This window comes from Leisingera daeponensis (genome assembly GCF_019801465.1).
Classification (GTDB): Bacteria; Pseudomonadota; Alphaproteobacteria; order Rhodobacterales; family Rhodobacteraceae; genus Leisingera; species Leisingera daeponensis_A.
The window spans coordinates 12,717-34,975 of the sequence record NZ_JAHVJA010000003.1; the positions used below are offsets into that span (position 1 = coordinate 12,717).

Consider the following 22,259-nt stretch of genomic DNA (forward strand, 5'->3'; position numbering starts at 1 on the left):
AAAATGCCTCGGCAGGCCGCCTCTTGTGGCGGACACTTCCGGACAACAAGACGACATTTCCGGACAGAATCGGCGGCTCTGGCCCCGCCTGCCGTGATTTTTCTGGAATGGCGATTTTTTGCGGTATTCTGGCGCAATCCTGAGGAAGCGCACGATGCCACACAATTATCAGCCGCGGATTTCCGCCACTACATTGAACGACCCGGTGCGGGCCGTCGAATTCATGAATGGCGATGCAAACACGATTTTCCGCAGTGCCAGGATCAGACCGTCTGACCTGAACGGGGAGATCGGCCTGAAGAAGTTCGTGGATTTCTGCGAGCATGCTTCCGCGGCACTCGGGCTGCCGGACTTCGGCTGGCGGGTCGGTTCAGTCTTCGATCTGCAAAACCTTGGAACACTTGGGGAATTCATAAAGCAGGCCCCAACGCTCGGCGCCGCGTTCTCGTTGTTCCGGAATGCCTTCCCGGTGGTGCAAAGCGACTCTGAAATGCGGCTGAGCGTCGAGGGCGACAAGGCGCTTCTGACATACAGGATTCTGGACAACAGCATCTGGCCGCGTCAGCAGGATGCCGAGCTGACTCTTTCGGTTTTCAACAGTCTCGTTAAATCCGCAACCGGGCCCGACTGGCGGCCTGAAAAGCTGTTGCTTGAGCACGAATCAAGTGCGCTGCGATGCGAAAACAAGGCGGGTCCCCGCTGTCCCGTGCAGTTCGGAGCTCCATCTAACACGCTGGTGTTTTCCGCCTGCCTGCTGGACTTGCCTTTGCCGGGCAGCGAAAACTCAGCATTCAAGGAAGCCTCGCAGTCCATTGTTCTTTCTGCCCGGCAGAGTGAACGCCAGGCGCCTGTGTCCGTGCGGGTGCGGCGCGAGTTGCTGATGCGCATCGGCCGGGAAAGTTTCGAGCAAACCACTGTCGCGGCCGCGCTGGGCATGTCACGCCGCACCTTGCGCCGCAAGCTGGAGGATGAGGGCGAGAAATTCTCCCGGCTGCTGGCGAGTTGCCGGATGGAAATCGCCAAGCGCATGCTGCGGGCGCCGGGAACGCAGCTGCACGATATTTCCGAGAGACTGGGCTATTCCGAGGTGTCCGCCTTCGAACGCGCTTTCCGGCAGCAGGAGGGGGCCACCCCCAGCCAGTACAGGAAGCAGACATCTGCCTGAACACCCGGAAAAGTGCTGCAGCAATGAAACCGGCACCAAAGCCGGGCCAGCAACCTGTCCGAACAGAGCGTGGAGGTCTTGGTCCGGGAGCGCGAGGCGGCATTCATCGAGGAACCGCGCCGCATGATGCCCCTAGCGTGACGCCCGGCCCTGCTGCCGGAACACGCCCGAAACGCTGCCGCCTGAAGAATTCTGACCGTAACTAAATACACTGGCCGCCAGGGGCGGCCAGTGTATTTGCATATCGCGCACAGCGCAGTGTGCTATCCTCAACGCTTCCCGGCGACGATCCGGTCGAGGATCAGCGCGCAGAACAGGATCGCCAGCCCTGCCAGAATGCCCTGCCCGGCGGCCGCATACTGCAGCGCCTCCAGCACGTCCTCGCCCAGCCCCTTGGCGCCGATCAGCGAGGCCACGACAACCATTGCCAGCGACAAGAGGATGGTCTGGTTGACGCCGGCCATGATCGTCTTGCGCGCCAGCGGCAGATCCACCCGCCACAGGAGGTAACGCGGGGTGGCGCCGAAGGCGAGCGCCGCTTCGCGCACGGTTTCAGGCACCTGCTGCAGGCCGAGCACGGTGAAGCGGATCACCGGCGGGCTGCCGAAGATCATTGTTGCCACGACCCCCGCGGGCTTGCCCGAGCCGATAAAGGCCACCACCGGGATCAGATAGACAAATGACGGCATCGACTGCATGAAATCCAGCACCGGGCGCACAACTGAAAACACCTTGGGGCGGCGCGCGCAGTAGATGCCGAGCGGAATGCCCAGGGTGATCGAGATCAGTGCCGCAGCACCCAGCAGGGCGATTGTGGTCATCGCCTTCTCCCAGAAGTCCAGCAGCCCCAGGTAGGCCAGCGCTGCACCCGTGAAAATCGCCACCCGGGCTCCTGCCGACAAGTAGGCGAGCATCACGATGACCAGTGCTACCACCGGCCAGGGGGTATCGACCAGCACCACTTCGATCCAGTCCAGAAGCGTACGCATGCCCGCAGTCAGCCCGTCAAAGAAGCCCCTGCCGGACGTCTTGGTCCAGTCAAACACTGCTTGGACCCCGTCACCCACATTCAGCCGCCAGTCCCGGTTGGTCGGAAAGGCATTCAGCAGGGAGAACGCATCGGGCAACGCAAATTTCAGCGCCGACAGCACAACAACCGCCGCCGCAAGCACAGTGGAAACCGCCAGCCGCGGCACCGACCAGCCGCTCGCCACGTTCCGGTCGGAGCGCCAGCGGGCAAACTGCCCTTCCAGCGTCCAGTTCGCCAAGGAGGCCGCCAGTAACTTGACCGCCAGCAGCAGCGCACCGCCGACCATCAAATAGATGACCCCGCTGGCGTTCGCCGCCGCTGCAGCCTCTTGCGTGCTGGCCAACGCTCCCTCTAGCGACTCGGCAGCGCGTTTCAGCGACTCCAGCGAGGAAGCGCCTGACGCCTCTGCCGCCGCAATCTGCTGATGCCGCAATTCCAGCGTCTGGGCGATCTGCTCGGCCCGGATGCGCAAGTCGCGGCCCAGATCGCCGAACAGCCCCATGGCGATCTGGATATAGGCCAGGGTTTCCAGCACCAGAAATCCCAGGAACCAGGACCACAATCCCCTTGCCCCGAACCAGACCGGACCGAGAAAGCCTGCCGCCCGGTTCAAGGTGAACCGGTAGCCCGGCGCCTCCATCATGTAGCTGAAAACGTTCCGGTAATAGCTTTGCGACTGGCCAGTGAACTCGTCCACGAGCGAATTCAGGCGCCCGGCGGTTTCCGGCTTGATCTGCGATTGGTCGATGTGTTTCATAACCGTCTCCTTAGGCCTGGCTGTCCTGAATGGCGCGGATCAGACCCGCGCGGTTGATCACCCCAACAGTGGCCCCGGCGTCCGCCACCTTCACGATGCCGTGGCCGTCCACCGCCAGCTCCATCAGGTCGCTCAGGTCCATGTCGGGCCGTGCCACCTTGGCATCCGCAGGAAGCGCCCCGTGCGTTGCTTCGAATTCGGCCACCGGTTTCATCACCGAATGGGCAAAGATCATGTTCAGCTTGGAGATTCCGGCCACGAAGTCCGCCACATAATCATCCGCCGGATTGAGTATGATCTCCTCCGGGGTGCCAATCTGTACGATGCGCCCGTCCTTCATGATGGCGATGCGGTGGCCTATGCGGATCGCCTCATCGAGATCATGGGTGATGAACATTGTGGTCTTGCCGAGCTTGCGGGAGAGCTGCATGAACTGGTCCTGCAGCTGCTTGCGAATCAGCGGATCAAGCGCCGAAAACGGCTCATCCATCAAAAGGATCTCGGGGTCCGAAGCAATTGCCCGCGCCAAGCCAACCCGCTGCTGCATGCCGCCGGACAGCTCATGGGCGTATTTGTCCTCCCAGCCCGAAAGCTCCACCAGATCCAGCACCCGGTCGGCCTCTTCCCAGCGGCGGGCCTTGCCGGTGCCGCGGATTTCAAGCGGCATCGCCACGTTGTCGCGCACCGTGCGGTGCGGCATCAGGCCGAAGTTCTGGAACACCATGGCAACCCGGCGGTTGCGCAGGTCGCGCAGGCCTTCGGCGTTCAGACCCATCACATCATCACCGTTGATGTAGATATGCCCGTCGGTGGGCTCCAGCAGCCGGTTCACATGGCGCACCAGTGTTGATTTTCCGGAGCCCGACAATCCCATCACGCAGAACAGTTCGCCGCGTTCGATCTGGAAGCTGGCATCTGCCACCCCGACCACGCAGTTGAACCGCTCCAGAACCTGCGGCTTGGTCAGCCCTTCCGCGTGAATGGCCTGCAGCGCCTCATCTGCGCGTGCCCCGAAAATTTTCCAGACGCCGCGTGCGTCAATTGCGATATCACCCGCCATGGCCTTCCCCTGTCTTTGAAGTCTCGTGCCGGCACCTGCAGCCGCGCGGGCGGCAGGTGCCAATGGATGGGATCAGTTCAGGCCAAGCCAGCCGTCAACAGTCTCGCCGTTGGCGGCCAGCCAGTCCGACACCGCAGCGTCGATCTCCTGGCCCTGGATCACCACTTGATAGGTGAGTTTGGACAGCTCGCCGGAGTCCATGTCGATCCGGCTCAGGAAGGCGGCCGCCGCCGGGTTCCGCTGTTCCAGCGATTTGGAATAGGCCACGGTCACCGTCTTGACCGGGTCGCCTGATGTAATCGAGGATTTGTTGTACCAGTCGGAATCCTGATCCGGCTGCAGCATGGTATAGGTGTCCGGATTGTGCTCCGGTTCCTCAATCATGGTTACGTCGTAGAGCGCATGCACGTAATGCGGCTCATAGCAGTAAAAGACCACGCCCTGTTCCTGATCGATGGCGTCCTTCAGGCGGGCGTAGAACACTGTTTCGTCCTCGGTCGAGGGCTCGAGAAAGGTTTCGATACCGTAGTCGCGCACCTTCACTTTATGCACATTGGTCGAGGCCCAGCCGGTCGCGCCGAGCCAGATCTCGCCCTTGCCGTCGCCATTGGTGTCATACAACTCCTGCGCCATCGGCGTGGCCAGGTCGAAAACGGACGAAATGCCATGCTTCTCGACCATGTAGGTGGGCGTGCAGAAGCCGGTGCGGCCCTGGTAGCTGCCCGAGGACAGGCCGACGGTGCCTTTCTGATCAACATATTCCTCGGTAAAGGACAGGTGGTTGGGCAGCCAGACGTCCGGATGCACGTCGATATCGCCGCGGCCGCCGTCCATGGCGGCAAAGATCACCGCATTGGCGCCGGGGGCATAGCCGGCTTCGCCGCCTAGGCGGGTCTCGATCACCTGGCCGATCACCCGGCTCATCACCTTGGCGCCGGGCCAGCTCGGCTCGCCCACCATAACCTTCTCCTGTGCCATGGCACCCGCGGCGCTCAAGCTCAGGGCCGTCGCGGCAGTCAATCCAGTCAGCATCTTCATTGGTCTTGTCTCTCCTGTTGGGGTTGAGGTTGCGCGCTCAGGCGCGGGCCCGCTTTCGCTGCGGGTCTATGAAGGGAATATCGGTGACAGTAGCGCCGAGGCGCTTCATCCGCCCGTCCAGCTGGCCGATTTCCAGCCGGGCGCCATTCCCGGCGTGTTCGACGCCCAGCCGGGCGATGGCGATGGCGTGTTCCAGCGAGGGTGACCGGGTGGCGGAGGTCACCACCCCCACCTGCCGCTCGCCCTGATATACGGGGCTGCCGTGCAGCGGCACGTCGTAGCAGCCAAGGAGCAGGCCTTTCAGCACCCGGCGCGGTTCGCGGGCATTGCGCTCCAGCGCCGCCTTGCCAGTGAAGGAGGGCTTGCTCAGGTCAACCGCGAAGCCCAGCCCGGCCTCGAATGCATCCACGCCCGGCGCAAATTCCGCATTGGCGGCAGCCAGACCGGCCTCGATCCGGATAATGTTCAATGCGGCGGAGCCCATCGGGGTGATCCCGAATTCCTCTCCCGCCGCCATCACCGCATCCCAGATCGCCAGGGCATCTGCCTTGGAGCAGAAGATCTCGTAACCCAGTTCACCTGTGTAGCCGGAGCGGGACAGCATGAAGGGCGCTCCCTCCCGGTCGTTTAGGCGGGCGACCGTGACGCCGAACCATTTCAGCTGATCCAGCTGGGGCACATGCGGCTGGGTAAATGTGATCTTGCGCAGCAGATCCCGCGATTTGGGGCCTTGGATCGCCAGATTGGGCATCGCCCCGCGCATGTCATGAATACGGACCTGCAGTCCCATTTCCTGCGCCAACGTTTCCAGCACCCGGCCGCTTTCCTCCGAGCCGCAGCACCAGCGGAACAGGTCGGGGGCCAGGCGGAACAGGGTGCCGTCGTCGATCACCGTGCCGGCCTCGTCGCACATCAGTGTGTAGGAGCCGCGCCAGACCGCCAGCTTGGCCACGTTGCGGGTGGTCGCCCGCTGCAGCAGCACCTCGGCATCGGGGCCGGCGATGTCGTATTTCCGCAGCCCGCTCATATCCTGAACCGTGACCGCATTGCGGCAGGCCCAGTATTCGCCGGTGGTTCCATGCGACGGGAAACTCACCGGCGCCCAGAGATCACGCGCGGGGGCAAAATGCTGGGTCAACGGTTCAAGCCGTTCATGGAATGCGGAGTTCTGGCTGATCGACATCGGGGCGTCTTCCTTTTCGCGGTAGGCAACAGCGCGGCGCAGGGGTGTTTCGGGACGGTAGATGCGCACATGGACATCGGTCGGGTTCCAGCCGTTGATCGGATCTATGTCGTCCGGGCAGGCGGTGGAGACACAGACCAGGTCCTCCAGCGCCCGCATCGCCACATAGTCGCCGGGCCGGGAGTGGGACTCCTCGGTCATGATGTGATGCGAATGGGGGTCGACCCAGGTGTTCCAGAAGAAGTTGATGGCGGGCCAGGCGGATCGCCGGGCGATGCCGAAACGGGACAGTGATTCCGAGATGTTATCGGAACAGTTCACGTGACCGGGAAAGCCGCGCTCCTCGTAGCCGCGCGCGGTGCAGGCAAGGCCAAAGGTGTCATGCCGCCCGCAGGTGTCCTGCACGACGTTCAGCAGCGGCCGCATGTCCCGGTCAAAGAACTTGTCCAGCAGTCCAGGCCCCGGATAGGCGCGGCGCACCATCGAACGGGTCGCGGTGCCGTCGATCATCTTTTCCTCTCCGCGCTGCAGTTCCGCAGCGTTGAAAGCGGTGAAATCCGAGCATTGCTGCCCCTGCACGTCGATGATCTGGATGATTTCGCCTTTTTTGACCTCGTAAGACATGGCCGTGGCGCGGCTGACGGTGAATTCGTCGCGGGTATCCCCCAGCAGCGGCGGCAGCAGCGGCGTGTTACTTGCCGCGGGCTGCCAGGTTACCGTGGCATTGCCTGCTGACCCGCCAAATGCCAGCTGCTCCCGGTTGGCCGGGCAACAGATCCATGCGGTGACCTCCGCTGCCGCTTTCAGAAGCAGCGGCTCTCCGGTCAGCTTGGCCGTGCAAGCCGGAATCCCCGCGGCGCTATCGCCGCCATTGACGCTGATCCAGCCCAGCAGCTCCGCAATATCGCAGGTCTCCTGCGCCAGTTCCGCATCAGGCTGCAGCCCTAGCGCCGCCAGCGCCGGGCGCCCGGCGGCATCAAAAACGGCGATCTGCAGCGCGGCGCCTTGCCCTGGCCCTTCGAGCGACAGCAGGTCGCCGGCCCGCAGCTCCTGTTTCAGAAGCTCTCGCGGCGCCAGCACGCGGGCCACTCCCTCGCGCGCCTTCCGGAAGCCGGGAAACGCTCTCACTGGGGTCTGAAACCCCATGTTGTCAAAGTCGTGCAGCACGCCATAGCAGGTCATTGCAGTGTCCGAATCTCAGTTATGTAACCGGTTACATGGTTGATGAAACCGGTTACATGTGTCAAGAATTTCCTCACAGCCGAGAAAACGGACAACAGAAAGCAGGCGGGCATGACCGGAAAAGCGACCAGAAAGAAAGCTAACCTTCGGGATGTTGCCGCCGCCGCAGGCGTTTCGGTGGCAACCGTTTCCAGGGTGATGAATTCACCTGAAGCGGTTTCGCAGGCGACCCGCAAAAAGGTGCAGGGCGCGATGGACAGCCTGCGCTTCATGCCCAGTGCTGCCGCCCGCGCGATCAGTACCGGCCGTACCCGTTTCGTCGGCGCGCTGGTGCCGACTCTCGACAACGCGATCTTCGCCCGCTACCTGTCGCGGCTCGAAAGTCAGCTGGGCAAGCACCGTCTGTCGCTGATCGTCTCCACCACCGACGGCGTTCCGGAGACCGAAGTGGAAAAGGCCCGGACTCTGGTCGACATCGGCGCCGAGGCGCTGATCGTGTCCGGGGTCACGCACGATGCCGCGCTTTACGAACTGATCGACCGCGGCGAGATCCCGGCAATGGCCACCTCCTGCTTCGATCCCGGATTTGCTTTGCCCACCATCGGCTATGACAACGCCGCCGCTGCACTCAGCGCGCTGACGCATCTGTCCTCCCTGGGCCACAGCCGCATCTCGGTGATTCACGGGCCGACCGAAACCAACGACAGGACCGGCACCCGCGTCGAGGCTCTGCGCCGCCAGCCAGGCGGCGCAGAGCTGATGTTCCATCTCGAACCGCTGTCGATCGAGGGCGGCTGCAATGGCGTGCAGCGCGTGATGGAGGCACGGCCGGACACCACCGCAATTCTCTGCATGTCCGACGTGCAAGCGACCGGCGCGCTGTATGAGCTGCAGCGCCGCGGCATCGCTGTGCCCGCGCAAGTGTCGCTGATGGGGATTGATGACCTGCCTGGCTCCGCCCATACCTCGCCTGGGCTCACAACCGTCCATCTGCCGGTCAGCCAGATGGGGATCGTGGCGGCCGATGCTCTGTCCTCCTGGCTGGAGGCGCAGACCTTGCCTGAACCCGTTCTGCTTGAATCCCGGCTGGTTGTCCGGGATTCGACGGGCCGGCCTGCCTGAGGCCCGGCCCTGCCGGCGTACAAGGCGGCAGGGCACCTGCAGCAGGCGCCGGGAAGAAAGCCGGCGGGTCACAGGGGGTCAGCGGCTTCGCGTGCCCCCGGACCCTCTATGCCGCCCCAATCCTTCCCGCGGGTTGTGCCGGGCCGTCTCGCGCCATCGCTTCGCCAGCTCTTCCATGTCGCCGGTAATCTGGTCCGGCATCACAATCCTCAGCCGCACAAACTGATCACCCGGCCGGGCCTTGGCGGCGGTTATCCCCTTTCCCTTGAGCCGCAGGCGGCGGCCGGAAGAGGAGCCTTTTGGCAGCGCCAGCGTAACAGGGCCGGATATGGTCGGCACCTCGACCCGCGCGCCTAGAACCGCCTCGTCAAACGTGACCGGAAGCTCAATTTCGATATCGTTTCCGATCCGGGTGAACAGCGGGTGCGGGCGCACTCCGATTTCCACATAGGCATCGCCTGCCGGGATGTTGCCGCCTCCAGGCCGCCCCTTGCCGCGCAAACGCAGGGTCTGGCCGTCCCGCACCCCCGGCGGGATCGTCAGCTCGATCGTCTGGCCATCCGGCAGCGGCACCGTGCGTTTGGCGCCGCGCGCGGCATCCAGAAAATCGACCTCGAGGTGGTAACGCAGGTCCGCTCCGCGGGGGGCAAAGCCGCGGGTGCCGCCGCTGGTGTGCCTGCGCCCAAAGATGCCTCCGAAAAGGTCTGAGATATCTTCGTAGTCGCCAAAGCCGCCTGCCGGGCGGCCGCGGTCTTCGCGGTCTGTCCCTGTGTAGCTGCGGTAGTACTGCCGTTGCGGCCGTTCCTGGCCGCTGGCATCGATTTCGCCGGCATCGAACCGGCGCCGCATTCCGGGGTCGCCGATAATGTCATAGGCGGCCCCCACGCGCTGGAACTCGGCTGCCTTGGCCTTGTCGCCGGGCGACAGGTCGGGGTGAAGCGACTTGGCAAGCTTTCTGTAGGCCTTCTTGATTTCAGCCTGTGTCGCGTCCCGCGAAACCCCAAGCACCTTGTACGGATCGTCTGTCATGTTCAGGTTCCTCTGCATTGGGCGCTCGCTGCCGGACGCCCCGCTGCTGCCTCAAAGGTAGGATGCCGCATGGAATTTCACTCCCGCGCCGGCGCGCCCGCGGTGCTGCCAGCGGCTTTCAGCGCCATGATCCGGCGTTCAAGCGGCGGATGGCTGGCAAAAAGGGCCTGCACCCGGCCGGCGTCAAACGCGAGTGTCCGCATTTCGTCCGGCAGCGGCCGGCTGTTCTGCAGCGTCCGCAGCCGCTCCAGCGCGGCAATCATACTGGCCCGCCCGGCCAGCGCCGCCCCGCCTGCGTCGGCGCGGAATTCGCGCCAGCGCGAGAACCACATGACAATCGCCATGGCAGCGACACCCAGCACAAGCTCGGCCACAAGCGAGACGATCCAGAACGCCGGGCCGTGGCCGCGCTCGACCCGCAGGACAAGCCGGTCAACCAGAAAGCCCGCGAGGCGCGACAGGAAGATCACAAAGGTGTTCACCACGCCCTGAATCAGCGCCAGTGTGACCATGTCGCCATTGGCGGCATGGCTCACCTCATGGCCCAGAACGGCTTCGATCTCGTCCGGCCGCATCTGATTCAGCAGCCCGGTGCTGACCGCGATCAGCGCCGCGTCGCGGTTCCAGCCGGTGGCAAAAGCATTGGGCGAGGGGTAGTCGAATATGCCGACTTCCGGTTGCCGGATGCCCGCCCGCCGCGCCTGGTCCTGCACGGTTTGCAGCAGCCAGTGCTCAGTCCGGTTGCGCGGCCGGGTGATGATCCGGACCCCCATCGCCGACTTTGCCATTGATTTTGACAGGAAAAGCGAGATCAATGAGCCGGAAAAGCCGATCACAGCCGAGAACACCAGCAGGGCTTGCAGGTCGAGGTCAACGCCATTGGCCTGAAGCAGACCTTCAAATCCCAGCAGCCGGAATGTAACGGACAACACGGCAAGAATGCCCAGGTTGGTTCCCAGGAACAGGGCAATTCGCAGCATTGCTCAAACCTCCTTGCCGCCGCCGCTGACTGTGACTTGGGCCGGGCGGATCAGCCGCTGCTTCAGGGCAAAGCCGGGGCGGTGCAGTTCTATGACCTGACCGGCAGGGATGCCGGGGCGGGCCGCCGTCGCCAGCGCCTCGTGGCATGCGGGATTAAAGCTGCAGTTCTCCGGCGCGACCACATCGATGCCAAGTACGTTCAGCGCCGCCTCGAAAGTGGCGCGGATGTTGCGCAACCCCTCCAGGTGGTGGCGCACGCGCGGATCTTCCGCATCCGGCGAATCCTGTGCTGCCGCGATTCCCAGCGCAAGCGCGTCCAGCGCGGGGGCAAAAGCGCGAACGGCTTGCACCACGCCCTGATCAAACCCTTCGAGACGGGCGGCTTCGGCCCTCTTGCGGTTGTTCTCGGCGTCCGCAAGCGCCTGCTTGAGGCGCTCGGTCAGACGTGCGACTTCATCAGCATCCCCTCCGACCGGCGGGGCAGCGGACGTGTCCGCAGCTGCTTGCACAGGTACTGTATCCGGCAGCGGCTTTTTCTCCTTAGGGGATCGTTCGTTTGTCATCAGCATCACCTCCTCGGCAATCTCATCGCATCACCAGGAAAATACGGGCGCCGCCCCTTTGAACGGTCAGCGCAAGGGCGCCATCAGCCCGGGACAGCTCGCGGCGCAGTTCGGTGACCGAGCTGACCGGGTTGCGGTTCACAGCCAGGATGATGTCGCCGGCCTCCAGCCCGGAGCTTTCGGCGCGGCTGCCGGGATCCATGCGGGTGACCAGAATGCCTTCCAGTTCGCCGAAGTCCGGGTCGCCCGGCTGCAGGTTGCGCAGTTCGGCGCCGGCCAGCCGGTCAAACCTGCGGTCGCCTGCCGCAGCAATCGCCCCGCCTTCGCGCAGCGTGGCGCTAAGCGTCATTGCGGTGCCGTCGCGGATGACGTCCAGTTCAACTTCCGTGCCAACCCGCTTCAGCCCGATCTGACTGCGCAAATCCGCCGAGCCGGCCACTGCCCGCCCGTCAACCGAGACGATCAGATCTCCAGGCTGCAGCCCGGCTTCCCCGGCCGCGCTGCCGGGTTCCACTTGGGTGATCACTGCGCCTGAGGCGGTATCAATATCCAGCGCCTCGGCAAGGTCTGGGGTGAAATCCTGGATGATCACGCCTAGCAGGCCGCGCCGCACCTCGCCGAACTCGATGAGTTGATCCATCACCGCCCGCGCCATATTAGCCGGCACGGCAAAGCCGATCCCCACATTGCCGCCCGAGGGGGCAATGATGGCGGTGTTGATACCCACCAGGCGCCCGTCGAAGCTGGTCAGGGCACCGCCGGAGTTGCCGGGATTGATCGAGGCGTCGGTCTGAATGAAATCCTCGTATCCATCAACGCTAAGACCGCTGCGGCCCAAGGCGCTGACAATGCCCGAGGTCACGGTTTGCCCGAGGCCGAAGGGGTTGCCGATGGCCAGCACGTAGTCCCCGACCCTGAGCCGGTCGCTGTCGCCAAGCTCGAGCGCTTTCAGGTTCTCGGCTTCGATCTGCAACAGCGCGATGTCGGTGCCGGGGTCACTGCCCACGAGCTCGGCATCAAAGCGCCGCCGGTCCTTCAGCGTGATCACGATCCGGTCGCCGTTGTCGATCACGTGATGATTGGTCAGCACGTACCCCTTCTCCGCATCAACGATTACCCCGGAACCTGCGCTCATCTGCCTGGGCGGGGTAGGGGTCTGGGGGGGCGGCATGTCGAAGAAGCGCCGGAAGAACGGATCGTTGAACAGCGGGTTCATTTCAGCTTTCTGGCGGCTTTCAACGGAAATGTTGACCACCGCAGGGGTGATTTGCTCCAGCAGCGGCGCCAGTGTCGGCAGGCCGTCTTCATTCAGGAACACGGGCCGGTCTGCCGGCTGCGCGGGGGCCGGAGCGGTGCCGAGTGCCAGTGCAACGCAAAGCAGCGCAATGGCCCGGCCGGTTTGAAAAACGATCGAACGCATATGAACTCTCCTTACGCGGAAAGATGGCGGCCGGCGGGCCGGCCGCCGCGGGCGGCTTGCGCGGGGTCAGGTTGCCTTGACCGGGATGCGCTTGACCTTGGCCTGGGCATCTGCAGTTTTGGGCAGTGCAACAGTCAAGACACCGTTTTTGAAGGTCGCCTCGGCCTTGTCCGTATCGACTCCCGGCGGCAGCGGAATGGTCCTGTAGAAGGCCCCGTAGGAGCGTTCGGACATATAGACGCCACGGCGCTTCTCCTCGTGTTCGACCTTCTTCTCGCCGCGGATGGTGATGGCGTCGCCCGACATGGAAATGTCGATGTCCTTTTCCGACATGCCGGGCAGTTCTACCGTCACCTCGATGCTGTCATCCGCTTCCGAGACATCGGTGCTGGGGCCGAACATGCCAATCGCGCTGCTGCGGCCATTCCAGCCGCTTTCGACCTTGTGCCAGAAGTCCTCGAACACGTTGTTGATGTCGCGCTGCAGAACGGCCAGCGGGTTCGACGGGCGGCCGGTTTCTGATGCAGGGGTCTTTTCCTTGTCACGACCCCACGGGATGAGATCGCTGATCTGCATGATGAGTTCCTCCTTTGCTCTTTCGGTGAGGCAACCTTACGCGGCTTTTACCGGGATTTTCTTGGGTTTGGCCTCGGCTGCGCGCGGCAGCTCCAACCGCAGCACGCCATGCTTGAAATCGGCCTTGATCTTGTCCTGATCGACCTCGTCGGACAGGGTGAAAGCACGTTCGTAGTCGCCTTCGCGGTATTCCGCGGCGATCCGCCGGTAACCCTCGGGAGCATGCGGCCGGACATGGCCGCGCAGGGTCAGCACCTGCCGCTCCAGCGTCACATCCATGTCATCGGGTGCAACGCCCGGCATATCGGCCATGATCACCGTCACTTCGCCCTGTTCGAAGATGTCCACGGCGGGCATGAACGTCATCGCCGTGCGGCTGCTGCCTGTCTCTCCGCGGGTGACTTCACGGCCGCCTTGGGCAGTCAGTTCCTGTGCCATTTTTTCCTCCTTTCGTTTTGCGGATTTCATGACGCTTTAATCTTAATGCGTTTGGGCTTGTCCTCTTCCGGGCGCTGCATCTCAACGGTCAGCACTCCGTTCCTGAACCGCGCGTCGACCCGGTCCGGATCAACCCGGAAGGGCAGTTCGACGGTCCGCGAGAACGATCCTGACGGCCGTTCGCGGCGGCGCCAGGCCACATCTTCGCCGGACGCCCGCTCCGGATAGCTGCCGCGCAGCACGGCGGTGGTATCCTTTACCGTCAGTTCGATGTCGTCTTCGGAGAGGCCCGGCAGTTCTGCGGTCAGTACGATGCTGTCCTGTCCGGCCCAGAAATTCACCGCAGGATAGACCTGAGGCCGCTGGGCCAGACCATAGCCATTGAACAGTTCGTTCATGTCGCTTTGCATCCGGCGCATGTCGGCGAAGGGGTCGAGTGCCCTGAACGGTGCTAAGGTTGACTGAAGCATTTCGGTTCCTCCTTTCCCATTCCAGTTCAGAAACTTCCGGCCCGATCCAGGTGTCCGGCACGGCAACAGGGCCGGCGGGACCGGGCAGGCAATCGAATTTTCGGGGAGACGAGGCGGCAGGCCGCAGGAGGGAACACTGCACAGGAAACCAGCCCGGCTATCTGTAGCGCCGGCAGCCGGTGTGGCAGCAATTCGGAGAGCCGCTTGGCAGCCAGCCGTCCGGTGTCCACTACCTGGGGACCCGCCTTCGGCATCCCCAAAATTTCAGATGGGAGGCAAAAAGGAGATGTCAACCCGGCTATGTTGCACAAATCGGGCTCTGAATGCCGAAACCTTTCACCGGGCGGACTTTTGCCACATTTCAAGCCGCAGTTATGCCAAACCGGATCCCAAGCTTGAGCCCTGCAAAGCTGTTTGAAGCCTGCCGGCCGAAGTCTCTATTCATGAGGCATTGAACCAGAAGCTTCACAAAATGCTTCTTTTGGCATGGAGCTTCCTGCTTGTATCCGCTCCACAGCTTCCACAAGACTCGTCCAAGGTTCAGCGGGCCGGTGACGCTGCGATGAGGGCCGGTTCCGCACTCTCAGACCGAAGCTCGGAATAGTGAGCTTCGGCACTTTCAAGCTCAGCCAGGCAAGTTGAAAAACGGCGACTCTCCAGTTCGCAAGGTACCAATTTCCCGGGGCCCGCTCCCGTCCGGTTTCCTGGGCCGGCAGCGGAGAAACAAGGCCGTCCTTGGTTTGACTGCGGCAACGTTCTCCTTGCAGGCCAAGCGGCGTCAATTGCTTCAGGCGGCGGTGGCGTCCGTGAGACACCCGCTCTCGAATATTGACAAAACCGGTTTTTTGGTTATTTTTTGCCTCATGACAATATCAAGTTCCAACGCCCGCGCCCTTGCCGCCCTGGGTCACGACGCCCGCCTGGCCATCTTCCGGTTGCTAGTAAAAGCCGGGGAGGACGGATTGAGGGTCGGCGACATTGCTGAGCATCTGGGCTTGGCCGCCTCCACCTTGGCGCATCACCTGTCTACACTCGTGGATGCCAGGCTGGTGGTGCAAGAAAAGCGCGGGCGCGAAGTGTTCAACCGGGTCGATTACCCCGTCATGCTGTCCGTCGTGAACTTTCTGACGTCGGAATGCTGCGCGGGCGTGACCCCGTCTGAAAAGGAGGGGACCGCTTGAGCAACAGGCGGCCTTTTCTTTGCCCAAAAGAAACTACAAAACCGGTGATTTAGAAATGACTACCGCAACAGAAAACACACTGAGGCCCGGCGCTGCCGTCTGGCAACTTCTCAAGGTCCAGCGGGTCTGGGCGGCCTCCGCGGCCATCCTGCTGCTGCTGGCCCTGTTCGACCCGGCGCAATCCGCGGACAGTGCGGTCTTTGCAGGCGCGGCTCTGGCCCATACCGCGCCTTACCTGCTGTTCTCGATCGCGGTCGCAGCCTGGGCCGGAGCAACCGGGGCGGACAACCTGGTGGCAAAAGCCTTTACCGGCTCGCCGCTTCTGATGATTGTGCTGGGGGCATTGGCCGGCGGTCTGTCGCCGTTCTGCTCCTGCGGGGTGATCCCGCTGATTGCGGCGCTGTTGTCGATGGGGGTGCCGCTGTCCGCCGTCATGGCGTTCTGGCTGGCCTCGCCGATCATGGACCCCTCCATGTTCTTCCTGACCGCGGGCGTGCTGGGAGCCGAGGTCGCCGTGGCCAAAACCCTTGCGGCCATTGGCCTCGGCCTGTTCGGCGGCCTCACAGTCCATCTGCTGAGCCGCGGCGGCGCACTGACCGACCCGCTGCGCGCTGGCGTCGGCAACGGCGGCTGCGGCGGCTCGAAAATGCGTGCGCCCAAGCCAGTGGTCTGGAAGTTCTGGCATGAGGCGGAGCGCCGGGCGAAATTTGCCACGACCGCCTGGACCACGACCCTGTTTCTGGCCAAGTGGCTGCTGCTGGCCTTCATTCTGGAAAGCCTGATGCTGGCCTGGATCCCGGCAGAGACCGTGACCTCCGCCCTTGGCGGCGAGGGCTTGCTGCCGATCGTCACCGCGACACTGGTGGGGGTGCCTGCCTATCTGAACGGCTATGCCGCGCTGCCGCTGGTCGGCGGGCTGATTGAGCAGGGGATGGCACCGGGTGCCGGTCTTGCCTTCCTGGTGGCCGGCGGCGTCACCTCGATCCCGGCGGCCATGGCCGTTTGGGCGCTGGCAAAACCCAAGGTCTTCGCCCTCTACCTCGGGCTGTCGCTCTCCGGCGCCGTTGCCGCGGGGCTGCTCTACCAGCTCTGGCACGCAGTCTGAGGGGAAGCCATCCCGGCCAGAACCGCTGACGGTCAGCGGTTTTGGAGCCGGTCTGCCTGAACCGGCAGGGCCCGAACCCGGCCGGTTCAGGCCCTGCCAGGTCAGTTAAGCCTCAAGCGCCAGCTTATGGACATGGATCTCGTTGATCGGGTGGCTCTCGGCGCCGGCAACTCCGGGCCGCGCGTGCCGGTAGAGAGACCGCCAGTACGGCTGGATGATCGTCCCGTCCTCGCGCATGAACTGTTCGATCTTCTCCATGTGGGCGCGGCGGGTGTCCGCGTCGGCAATGGCCGAGGCCGCTTCCAGCATGCTGTCGAACTCGGCGCTGGCGAGACCGGTTTCGTTCCAGGCGACGCCGGTCTTGTAGGCCAGCGTCAGCACCTGCACCCCCAGCGGCCGGTGGCCCCAGTCGGTGGAGCTGAACGGGTATTTGTTCCAGTCGTTCCAGAAGGTGTTGCCGGGCAGCACCGTGCGGTTGACCTTCAGGCCTGCGTCCCGCATCTGGGCGGCCAGCGCATCCGTGGTGTTGCGCCGCCAGTCGTCGTCGATCGAGATCAGTTCGTGCTCGAAATCGAGCATCCCGGCTTCTTCCATCAGCTGGCGGGCGGCCTCTGCATCGCGCTCCGGCGCGCCGATGTCGGCATATTCCGGGTGGATCGGGCAGACATGGTGGTTCTCGCCCAATGTGCCGCGGCCGTCATAGCCGAGTTCCAGCAGCACCGCGTTGTCGCAGGCCAGCGCCAGAGCGCGGCGCACGCGGGCGTCGGCGTAGGGCTGGGTTCCGTTCACCTCCGCATCACGGTTGGTGCGCAGCACAAGGGTATTGGCGGAGACCGACTCGCTCACATTCCAGCCGATGGAGGTGAAGATGTCGACGTATTCCCCCACGGTCTCGTAGACCATATCGATTTCTTCGGCCTCGGCGGCGGACAGATGCGTGGCGCCGTCAGTGCCGTAGTCGATGAATTCGATCCGGTCCAGATGGGCGCCTTCGCCCCACCATTGATGATCGGTGTTCTTTTCCAGCACAACTTTCACGCCGACTTCGTATTCGGCCAGCTTGTAGGGGCCGGTGCCGACCGGATCGGTGCCCGGGTCGCCCGACCAGCCGTCCGGCACGATGGCGGCGGGATACTCGGTCACCGCCGGAATGATGGTGATGTCGGGGCGGGTCAGGTTCAGCCTGAGCGTCAGGTCATCGACGATCTCCAGCGCCCCCTCCGCCGGGCCGTCGCCTGCCTCGTTCTGCAGCGAGCCCATACGGGCGGCCATCGAATTGCCTTCCCATTTGCCGTTGCACCAGCGGGCAAAGTTATAGGCGACGTCCTTGGCGGTCAGGGTGCCGCGGCCGTCGTTCCAATTCACCCCGGGGCGGATGTGCAGCAGGTATTCGGTGGCGTCCTCGTTGACCTCCCAGCTTTCCAGCAGCCGCGGTTCAAAGGTGCCGTCGGCGTTATACTGCACCAGGTATTCAAGATAGCCGCGGACCAGGTTGCCCAGCTGCGGCCAGTTGAACAGCGGCGGGTCGAGCAGCGCGCGAACCACCTGCTGAATGCGGATGGTGCCGCCCTCCTGCACGCTGGCCGCGGCCTGCACCGGCTGGCTGAGGCCGATGAGCCCGTAAGCGGTAGAGGCGGTTACCCCCAGTGCGGTCGCGCGGCTCAGGAACTCGCGGCGGTCCAGCTTGTGCCGGGCGACTTCTTCCGCATGCATCCGGATCGCGGGGTGAAGGGTTTCCCTGTTGAAGAATTCGGTCATTTCCAGGTCCTTGTTGTGGTTGCGCGCAGCTGCTGCCGGGGTTGGCTCCGTCTGAAGTAGGTGAGGGGGAGAATAGCGGCCGCCATCTGGGGACCGGGTACGGGGGCTTGCCCGGCGGTTGTCCTGGCGGCAAATGCGCCAAAAGGCTGGAACGGCATCGAATCTCCCTGCGGTCCTAGATCTGCTGCGGTGATCCGGCCGCGCCAGCGGTCTTAGCAGAGCTTACGCAAGGAAATTTCTGGTACAAAAGCTGCGTCTTTTGCAGTAGGCAAAAATTAATGAGAGACCTTAGCGGCATTAATAGGAAGCTGAGCTACAACCTGGTTGCGCTGCACACGTTCGACCTGGTGGCCCGGCATGGGAATTTCACCGGCGCCGCCGAGGCTCTGGGGCTGACGCAGTCGGCGGTGTCGCAGAAGATCAAGGGCCTGGAGACCGAATTGGGCGTTGCCCTGTTCCGGCGCGAGCACCGCGGCGTGTCACTGACAAACGAGGGCGCGCGGCTGTTGAATGTGGTCCGCCCGGCCATGGCGCAAATGGGAAATTCGGTGGCCTCGCTGCTGGAGCGGAAGTCGCGGCCGAAGGTGCGGATATCTTCGGATTTTGCCTTTGCCAGTTTCTGGCTGCTGCCGCGCTTGTCGCACCTGCGGGCAGAGCTGGGAGATGAGATCGAACTGCAGATCCTTGCCTCGCAGGTGCCGCCGGATGACAGCAGCGAGGATTGCGACATCAAGATCCACGTCGGCCCGAAAAGCCCTATGGGCGATGGCGATGTGATGCTGCTGCAGGAGCGGGTGGCTGCGGTGTGCAGCCCCTCCTATCTGGCGGCGCATGGCAAGGTGGCCGGTTCTGCGGACCTGCTGGGTTGCCAGCTCCTGAGCCTGTCCAAGCCGGCGTCGGCAGAGTGGCAGACTTGGCAAGGCTGGTTCGACAGCCTTGGCATTGCCGGGGAGCGGTCAAGGAATTACATCAGCTTCAACAATTACGACATGGTGGTGCAGTCCGCATTGTCCGGGGACGGTATCGCACTGGGCTGGCTGGGGCTGATCGACAACCTGCTGCAAGATGGCAGGCTGGTGCAGGTGACAGAGGACATTGTGACCAGCAACGCAGGCTATGTCATGTCGCGCGACCACTCCAGCCGGTTGCGCGGCCCGAGCCTGGTGTTCGACTGGATTGCGGAACATTCTGCGGGCTTGCATTGAGCGGGCCTGATCCGCGTGTTGGGCGCGGGGCCGGCGGCTCGTCTCGGCCTGCTGCGGCGGCCAAGAAGCTGTCGGGAAAATGATACCCGGCGCAGCATTCCGGCGGCTCCCGGATCATTTGCCGGGCAGCCGGAACTCTGTCATTGCCACCCCCCGGCGAGTCTGTTAAACGCCATCCATCCTGAAGACCCCGGATTCGTTTCCGGGGTCGTTATGTTTGTCAGGATGTTCGAACTCGGGGACCTTCGGGGCCCTATAACTTGGCCACCTTCGGGGGGCTTCAACATAGCTGGGCCAAAGACAAGAACCTAAGGCCTGGCACGCTAAACGGAAGACAGAAAGCATGGCACTCAAGTCGTATAAACCGACGACGCCGGGCCAGCGTGGGCTGGTTCTGATCGACCGTTCGGAGCTTTGGAAAGGGCGTCCGGTCAAATCTCTCACTGAGGGTCTGACCAAATCGGGCGGCCGGAACAACACCGGACGGATCACTGCACGCCGCCGTGGCGGCGGCGCAAAGCGCCTCTACCGGATCGTTGACTTCAAACGGAACAAATTTGATGTAGCGGCCACCGTTGAGCGGATCGAATACGACCCGAACCGGACCGCATTCATCGCGCTGATCAAATACGAAGACGGCGAGCAAGCCTACATCCTGGCGCCGCAGCGTCTGGCTGTCGGCGACAAGGTCGTCGCGTCTGCAAAAGCCGACATCAAGCCGGGCAACGCAATGCCGTTCTCGGGCATGCCGATCGGTACCATCGTTCACAACATCGAAATGAAGCCCGGCAAAGGCGGCCAGATCGCCCGTGCAGCCGGTACCTACGCTCAGTTCGTTGGCCGTGACGGCGGTTACGCTCAGATCCGCCTGTCCTCGGGCGAACTGCGCCTGGTCCGCCAGGAATGCATGGCCACCGTCGGTGCCGTGTCGAACCCGGACAACTCGAACCAGAACTTCGGTAAAGCCGGCCGTATGCGCCACAAGGGCAAGCGTCCTTCCGTGCGTGGTGTCGTCATGAACCCGATCGACCACCCCCACGGCGGTGGTGAAGGCCGGACCTCCGGTGGCCGCCACCCGGTGACCCCCTGGGGCAAACCGACCAAGGGCAAACGGACCCGCAACAAAAACAAGGCGTCGCAGAAGCTCATCGTTCGCTCGCGCCACGCCAAGAAGAAAGGCCGCTAATCCATGGCACGTTCCGTATGGAAGGGCCCCTTCGTTGATGCTTACGTCCTGAAAAAGGCCGAAGCAGCGCGTGAATCGGGCCGCAATGAAGTGATCAAGATCTGGTCGCGCCGTTCCACCATCCTGCCGCAATTCGTCGGCCTGACCTTTGGTGTGTACAACGGCCAGAAGCATATCCCCGTCAACGTCTCGGAAGACATGATCGGTCAGAAGTTCGGTGAATACTCGCCGACCCGCACCTATTATGGCCACGCCGCAGACAAAAAAGCGAAGCGGAAGTAAGTCATGGGCAAGGAAAAGAACCCCCGCCGCGTGGCAGACAACGAAGCAATGGCAAAACTGCGCATGCTCCGTACCTCCCCGCAGAAACTGAACCTGGTGGCTCAGATGATCCGCGGCAAGAAAGTTGAGAAGGCCCTGACCGACCTGACTTTCTCCAACAAGCGGATCGCCCAGGACGTGAAGAAATGCCTTCAGTCCGCCATCGCGAATGCTGAAAACAACCACAACCTGGACGTCGATGAGCTGATCGTCGCCGAGGCATGGGTTGGCAAGAACCTGACCATGAAGCGCGGCCGTCCGCGTGCCCGCGGCCGGTTCGGCAAAATCCTGAAGCCGTTCGCGGAGATCACCATCAAGGTGCGTCAAGTTGAGGAGCAAGCCTAATGGGTCAGAAAGTCAATCCGATCGGCATGCGCCTTCAGGTCAACCGCACCTGGGACAGCCGCTGGTACGCCGACACCAAAGACTACGGTGATCTGCTGCTCGAGGACCTGAAAATCCGCGAGTTCATCAAGGAAGAATGCAAGCAGGCTGGCATCGCGCGCGTCATCATCGAGCGCCCGCACAAGAAATGCCGCGTGACCATTCACACTGCCCGTCCGGGCGTCATCATCGGCAAGAAAGGCGCGGACATCGAAGTCCTGCGCAAGAAAATTGCCAAGATGACCGACTCCGAGCTGCACCTCAACATCGTTGAAGTGCGCAAGCCGGAACTGGACGCTCAGCTGGTCGGCGAGTCCATCGCTCAGCAGCTGGAGCGCCGTGTGTCCTTCCGCCGTGCCATGAAACGGGCCGTGCAGAACGCCATGCGCATGGGCGCCCTGGGTATCCGGGTGAACGTCGCTGGCCGTCTGGGCGGTGCGGAAATCGCGCGTACCGAATGGTACCGTGAGGGCCGCGTGCCGCTGCACACCCTGCGTGCCGACATCGATTACGCACATTCCGAAGCGATGACCCCCTACGGGATCATCGGGATCAAGGTCTGGATCTTCAAAGGCGAGATCATGGAGCACGATCCTTCGGCGCGTGACCGTAAAGCACAAGAAATCCAGGACGGCCCTGCACCCCGTGGTGCTGGTGGCGGCCGTCGCTAAGGAGGATTTGAGATGCTTCAGCCAAAGCGCACTAAATTCCGCAAGATGCACAAGGGCCGGATCCACGGCCTGGCAAAAGGCGGTTCCGACCTGAACTTCGGCACATATGGCCTGAAGGCGACCCAGCCTGAGCGTGTGACTGCACGCCAGATCGAAGCTGCCCGCCGTGCCATGACCCGCCACATGAAGCGCCAGGGCCGTGTTTGGATCCGTATCTTCCCGGACACTCCGGTGACCTCGAAGCCGACCGAAGTCCGTATGGGTAAAGGTAAAGGCTCCGTGGACTACTGGGCAGCCAAGGTTAAGCCTGGCCGTGTGATGTTCGAGATCGACGGCGTCAGCGATGAAATCGCCCGCGAGGCCCTGCGCCTGGCGGCGATGAAGCTGCCGGTCAAGACCCGCGTCGTGGTCCGCGAAGACTGGTAATCACTGCC

At 63.2% G+C, this 22,259-nt stretch carries 22 protein-coding genes; 10 read left to right on the top strand and 12 right to left on the bottom strand.

Annotation, left to right across the window (positions count from 1 at the left end):
- Positions 1 to 154 precede the first annotated feature (154 nt).
- Positions 155 to 1,165: an AraC family transcriptional regulator gene (locus tag KUV26_RS08340; protein ID WP_222508023.1), complete on the top strand. Its 1,011-nt coding sequence runs from the start codon at positions 155 to 157 to the stop codon at positions 1,163 to 1,165.
- A 269-nt stretch (positions 1,166 to 1,434) separates the two neighbouring features.
- Here the strand turns inward: KUV26_RS08340 and KUV26_RS08345 are convergent, their stop codons facing one another.
- The 4 genes from KUV26_RS08345 to KUV26_RS08360 all read right to left on the bottom strand — a co-directional run bounded on the left by KUV26_RS08345 (position 1,435) and on the right by KUV26_RS08360 (position 7,415).
- The gene (locus KUV26_RS08345) at positions 1,435 to 2,952 is read right to left on the bottom strand and encodes an ABC transporter permease (RefSeq protein ID WP_222508024.1); all 1,518 of its coding nucleotides are present in this window, start codon (positions 2,950 to 2,952) and stop codon (positions 1,435 to 1,437) included.
- A gap of 10 nt (positions 2,953 to 2,962) precedes the next feature.
- Positions 2,963 to 4,012 (bottom strand): glycine betaine/L-proline ABC transporter ATP-binding protein, encoded by a 1,050-nt coding sequence (locus KUV26_RS08350; protein WP_222508025.1) that lies wholly within the window; start codon positions 4,010 to 4,012, stop codon positions 2,963 to 2,965.
- Between the two features lie 72 nt (positions 4,013 to 4,084).
- Positions 4,085 to 5,050, bottom strand: coding sequence for a glycine betaine ABC transporter substrate-binding protein (locus KUV26_RS08355; protein WP_261398779.1), 966 nt, complete (start codon positions 5,048 to 5,050; stop codon positions 4,085 to 4,087).
- 37 nt (positions 5,051 to 5,087) lie between these two features.
- Positions 5,088 to 7,415, bottom strand: coding sequence for a DUF1989 domain-containing protein (locus KUV26_RS08360; RefSeq protein ID WP_222508026.1), 2,328 nt, complete (start codon positions 7,413 to 7,415; stop codon positions 5,088 to 5,090).
- 111 nt (positions 7,416 to 7,526) lie between these two features.
- Between KUV26_RS08360 and KUV26_RS08365 the strand changes: the two genes are divergently transcribed.
- A complete protein-coding gene (locus KUV26_RS08365) occupies positions 7,527 to 8,537 on the top strand; it encodes a substrate-binding domain-containing protein (protein WP_222508027.1) in 1,011 nt (336 codons plus the stop codon).
- Between the two features lie 78 nt (positions 8,538 to 8,615).
- Here KUV26_RS08365 and KUV26_RS08370 read toward each other — a convergent pair whose 3' ends face one another.
- The 7 genes from KUV26_RS08370 to KUV26_RS08400 all read right to left on the bottom strand — a co-directional run bounded on the left by KUV26_RS08370 (position 8,616) and on the right by KUV26_RS08400 (position 14,014).
- Positions 8,616 to 9,566 carry a DnaJ C-terminal domain-containing protein gene (locus KUV26_RS08370; RefSeq protein ID WP_222508028.1) on the bottom strand — a complete coding sequence of 317 codons (951 nt, stop codon included), beginning with the start codon at positions 9,564 to 9,566 and terminating at the stop codon, positions 8,616 to 8,618.
- A 77-nt stretch (positions 9,567 to 9,643) separates the two neighbouring features.
- On the bottom strand, positions 9,644 to 10,546 hold the full coding sequence (gene htpX / locus KUV26_RS08375) for a protease HtpX (protein WP_222508029.1): 903 nt from the start codon (positions 10,544 to 10,546) through the stop codon (positions 9,644 to 9,646).
- 3 nt (positions 10,547 to 10,549) lie between these two features.
- The gene (locus KUV26_RS08380; protein ID WP_222508030.1) at positions 10,550 to 11,110 is read right to left on the bottom strand and encodes a nucleotide exchange factor GrpE; all 561 of its coding nucleotides are present in this window, start codon (positions 11,108 to 11,110) and stop codon (positions 10,550 to 10,552) included.
- 22 nt (positions 11,111 to 11,132) lie between these two features.
- Positions 11,133 to 12,530, bottom strand: a complete 1,398-nt coding sequence (locus KUV26_RS08385; protein WP_222508031.1) for a DegQ family serine endoprotease — start codon at positions 12,528 to 12,530, stop codon at positions 11,133 to 11,135.
- Positions 12,531 to 12,596: 66 nt separating this feature from the next.
- Positions 12,597 to 13,106, bottom strand: a complete 510-nt coding sequence (locus tag KUV26_RS08390; RefSeq protein WP_222508032.1) for an Hsp20/alpha crystallin family protein — start codon at positions 13,104 to 13,106, stop codon at positions 12,597 to 12,599.
- 36 nt (positions 13,107 to 13,142) lie between these two features.
- Entirely contained in the window at positions 13,143 to 13,544 is a 402-nt protein-coding gene (locus KUV26_RS08395; protein WP_222504421.1) for an Hsp20/alpha crystallin family protein, read from the bottom strand.
- A 26-nt stretch (positions 13,545 to 13,570) separates the two neighbouring features.
- Positions 13,571 to 14,014 (bottom strand): Hsp20/alpha crystallin family protein, encoded by a 444-nt coding sequence (locus tag KUV26_RS08400; RefSeq protein WP_222508033.1) that lies wholly within the window; start codon positions 14,012 to 14,014, stop codon positions 13,571 to 13,573.
- A gap of 863 nt (positions 14,015 to 14,877) precedes the next feature.
- Here KUV26_RS08400 and KUV26_RS08405 point away from each other — a divergent pair.
- The gene (locus KUV26_RS08405) at positions 14,878 to 15,195 is read left to right on the top strand and encodes an ArsR/SmtB family transcription factor (protein ID WP_222508034.1); all 318 of its coding nucleotides are present in this window, start codon (positions 14,878 to 14,880) and stop codon (positions 15,193 to 15,195) included.
- A 55-nt stretch (positions 15,196 to 15,250) separates the two neighbouring features.
- The gene (locus KUV26_RS08410; protein ID WP_222508035.1) at positions 15,251 to 16,300 is read left to right on the top strand and encodes a permease; all 1,050 of its coding nucleotides are present in this window, start codon (positions 15,251 to 15,253) and stop codon (positions 16,298 to 16,300) included.
- 105 nt (positions 16,301 to 16,405) lie between these two features.
- On the opposite strand, the gene KUV26_RS08415 is transcribed toward KUV26_RS08410, so the two are convergent.
- Positions 16,406 to 18,058 (bottom strand): ABC transporter substrate-binding protein, encoded by a 1,653-nt coding sequence (locus tag KUV26_RS08415; RefSeq protein ID WP_222508036.1) that lies wholly within the window; start codon positions 18,056 to 18,058, stop codon positions 16,406 to 16,408.
- A gap of 278 nt (positions 18,059 to 18,336) precedes the next feature.
- On the opposite strand from KUV26_RS08415, the gene KUV26_RS08420 reads away from it, so the two are divergent.
- The 6 genes from KUV26_RS08420 to rplP all read left to right on the top strand — a co-directional run bounded on the left by KUV26_RS08420 (position 18,337) and on the right by rplP (position 22,251).
- Positions 18,337 to 19,263: a LysR family transcriptional regulator gene (locus KUV26_RS08420; RefSeq protein ID WP_222508037.1), complete on the top strand. Its 927-nt coding sequence runs from the start codon at positions 18,337 to 18,339 to the stop codon at positions 19,261 to 19,263.
- 343 nt (positions 19,264 to 19,606) lie between these two features.
- A complete protein-coding gene (gene rplB, locus KUV26_RS08425; RefSeq protein ID WP_019297986.1) occupies positions 19,607 to 20,449 on the top strand; it encodes a 50S ribosomal protein L2 in 843 nt (280 codons plus the stop codon).
- A gap of 3 nt (positions 20,450 to 20,452) precedes the next feature.
- A complete protein-coding gene (gene rpsS, locus KUV26_RS08430; RefSeq protein ID WP_008554066.1) occupies positions 20,453 to 20,731 on the top strand; it encodes a 30S ribosomal protein S19 in 279 nt (92 codons plus the stop codon).
- Positions 20,732 to 20,734: 3 nt separating this feature from the next.
- Positions 20,735 to 21,115, top strand: a complete 381-nt coding sequence (rplV, locus tag KUV26_RS08435) for a 50S ribosomal protein L22 (protein ID WP_008557868.1) — start codon at positions 20,735 to 20,737, stop codon at positions 21,113 to 21,115.
- Positions 21,115 to 21,825 carry a 30S ribosomal protein S3 gene (rpsC, locus tag KUV26_RS08440; RefSeq protein WP_019297987.1) on the top strand — a complete coding sequence of 237 codons (711 nt, stop codon included), beginning with the start codon at positions 21,115 to 21,117 and terminating at the stop codon, positions 21,823 to 21,825. Before rplV ends, rpsC begins: the two co-directional genes overlap by 1 nt.
- A 12-nt stretch (positions 21,826 to 21,837) precedes the next feature.
- Positions 21,838 to 22,251, top strand: coding sequence for a 50S ribosomal protein L16 (gene rplP, locus KUV26_RS08445; RefSeq protein WP_019297988.1), 414 nt, complete (start codon positions 21,838 to 21,840; stop codon positions 22,249 to 22,251).
- Positions 22,252 to 22,259: the final 8 nt, after the last annotated feature.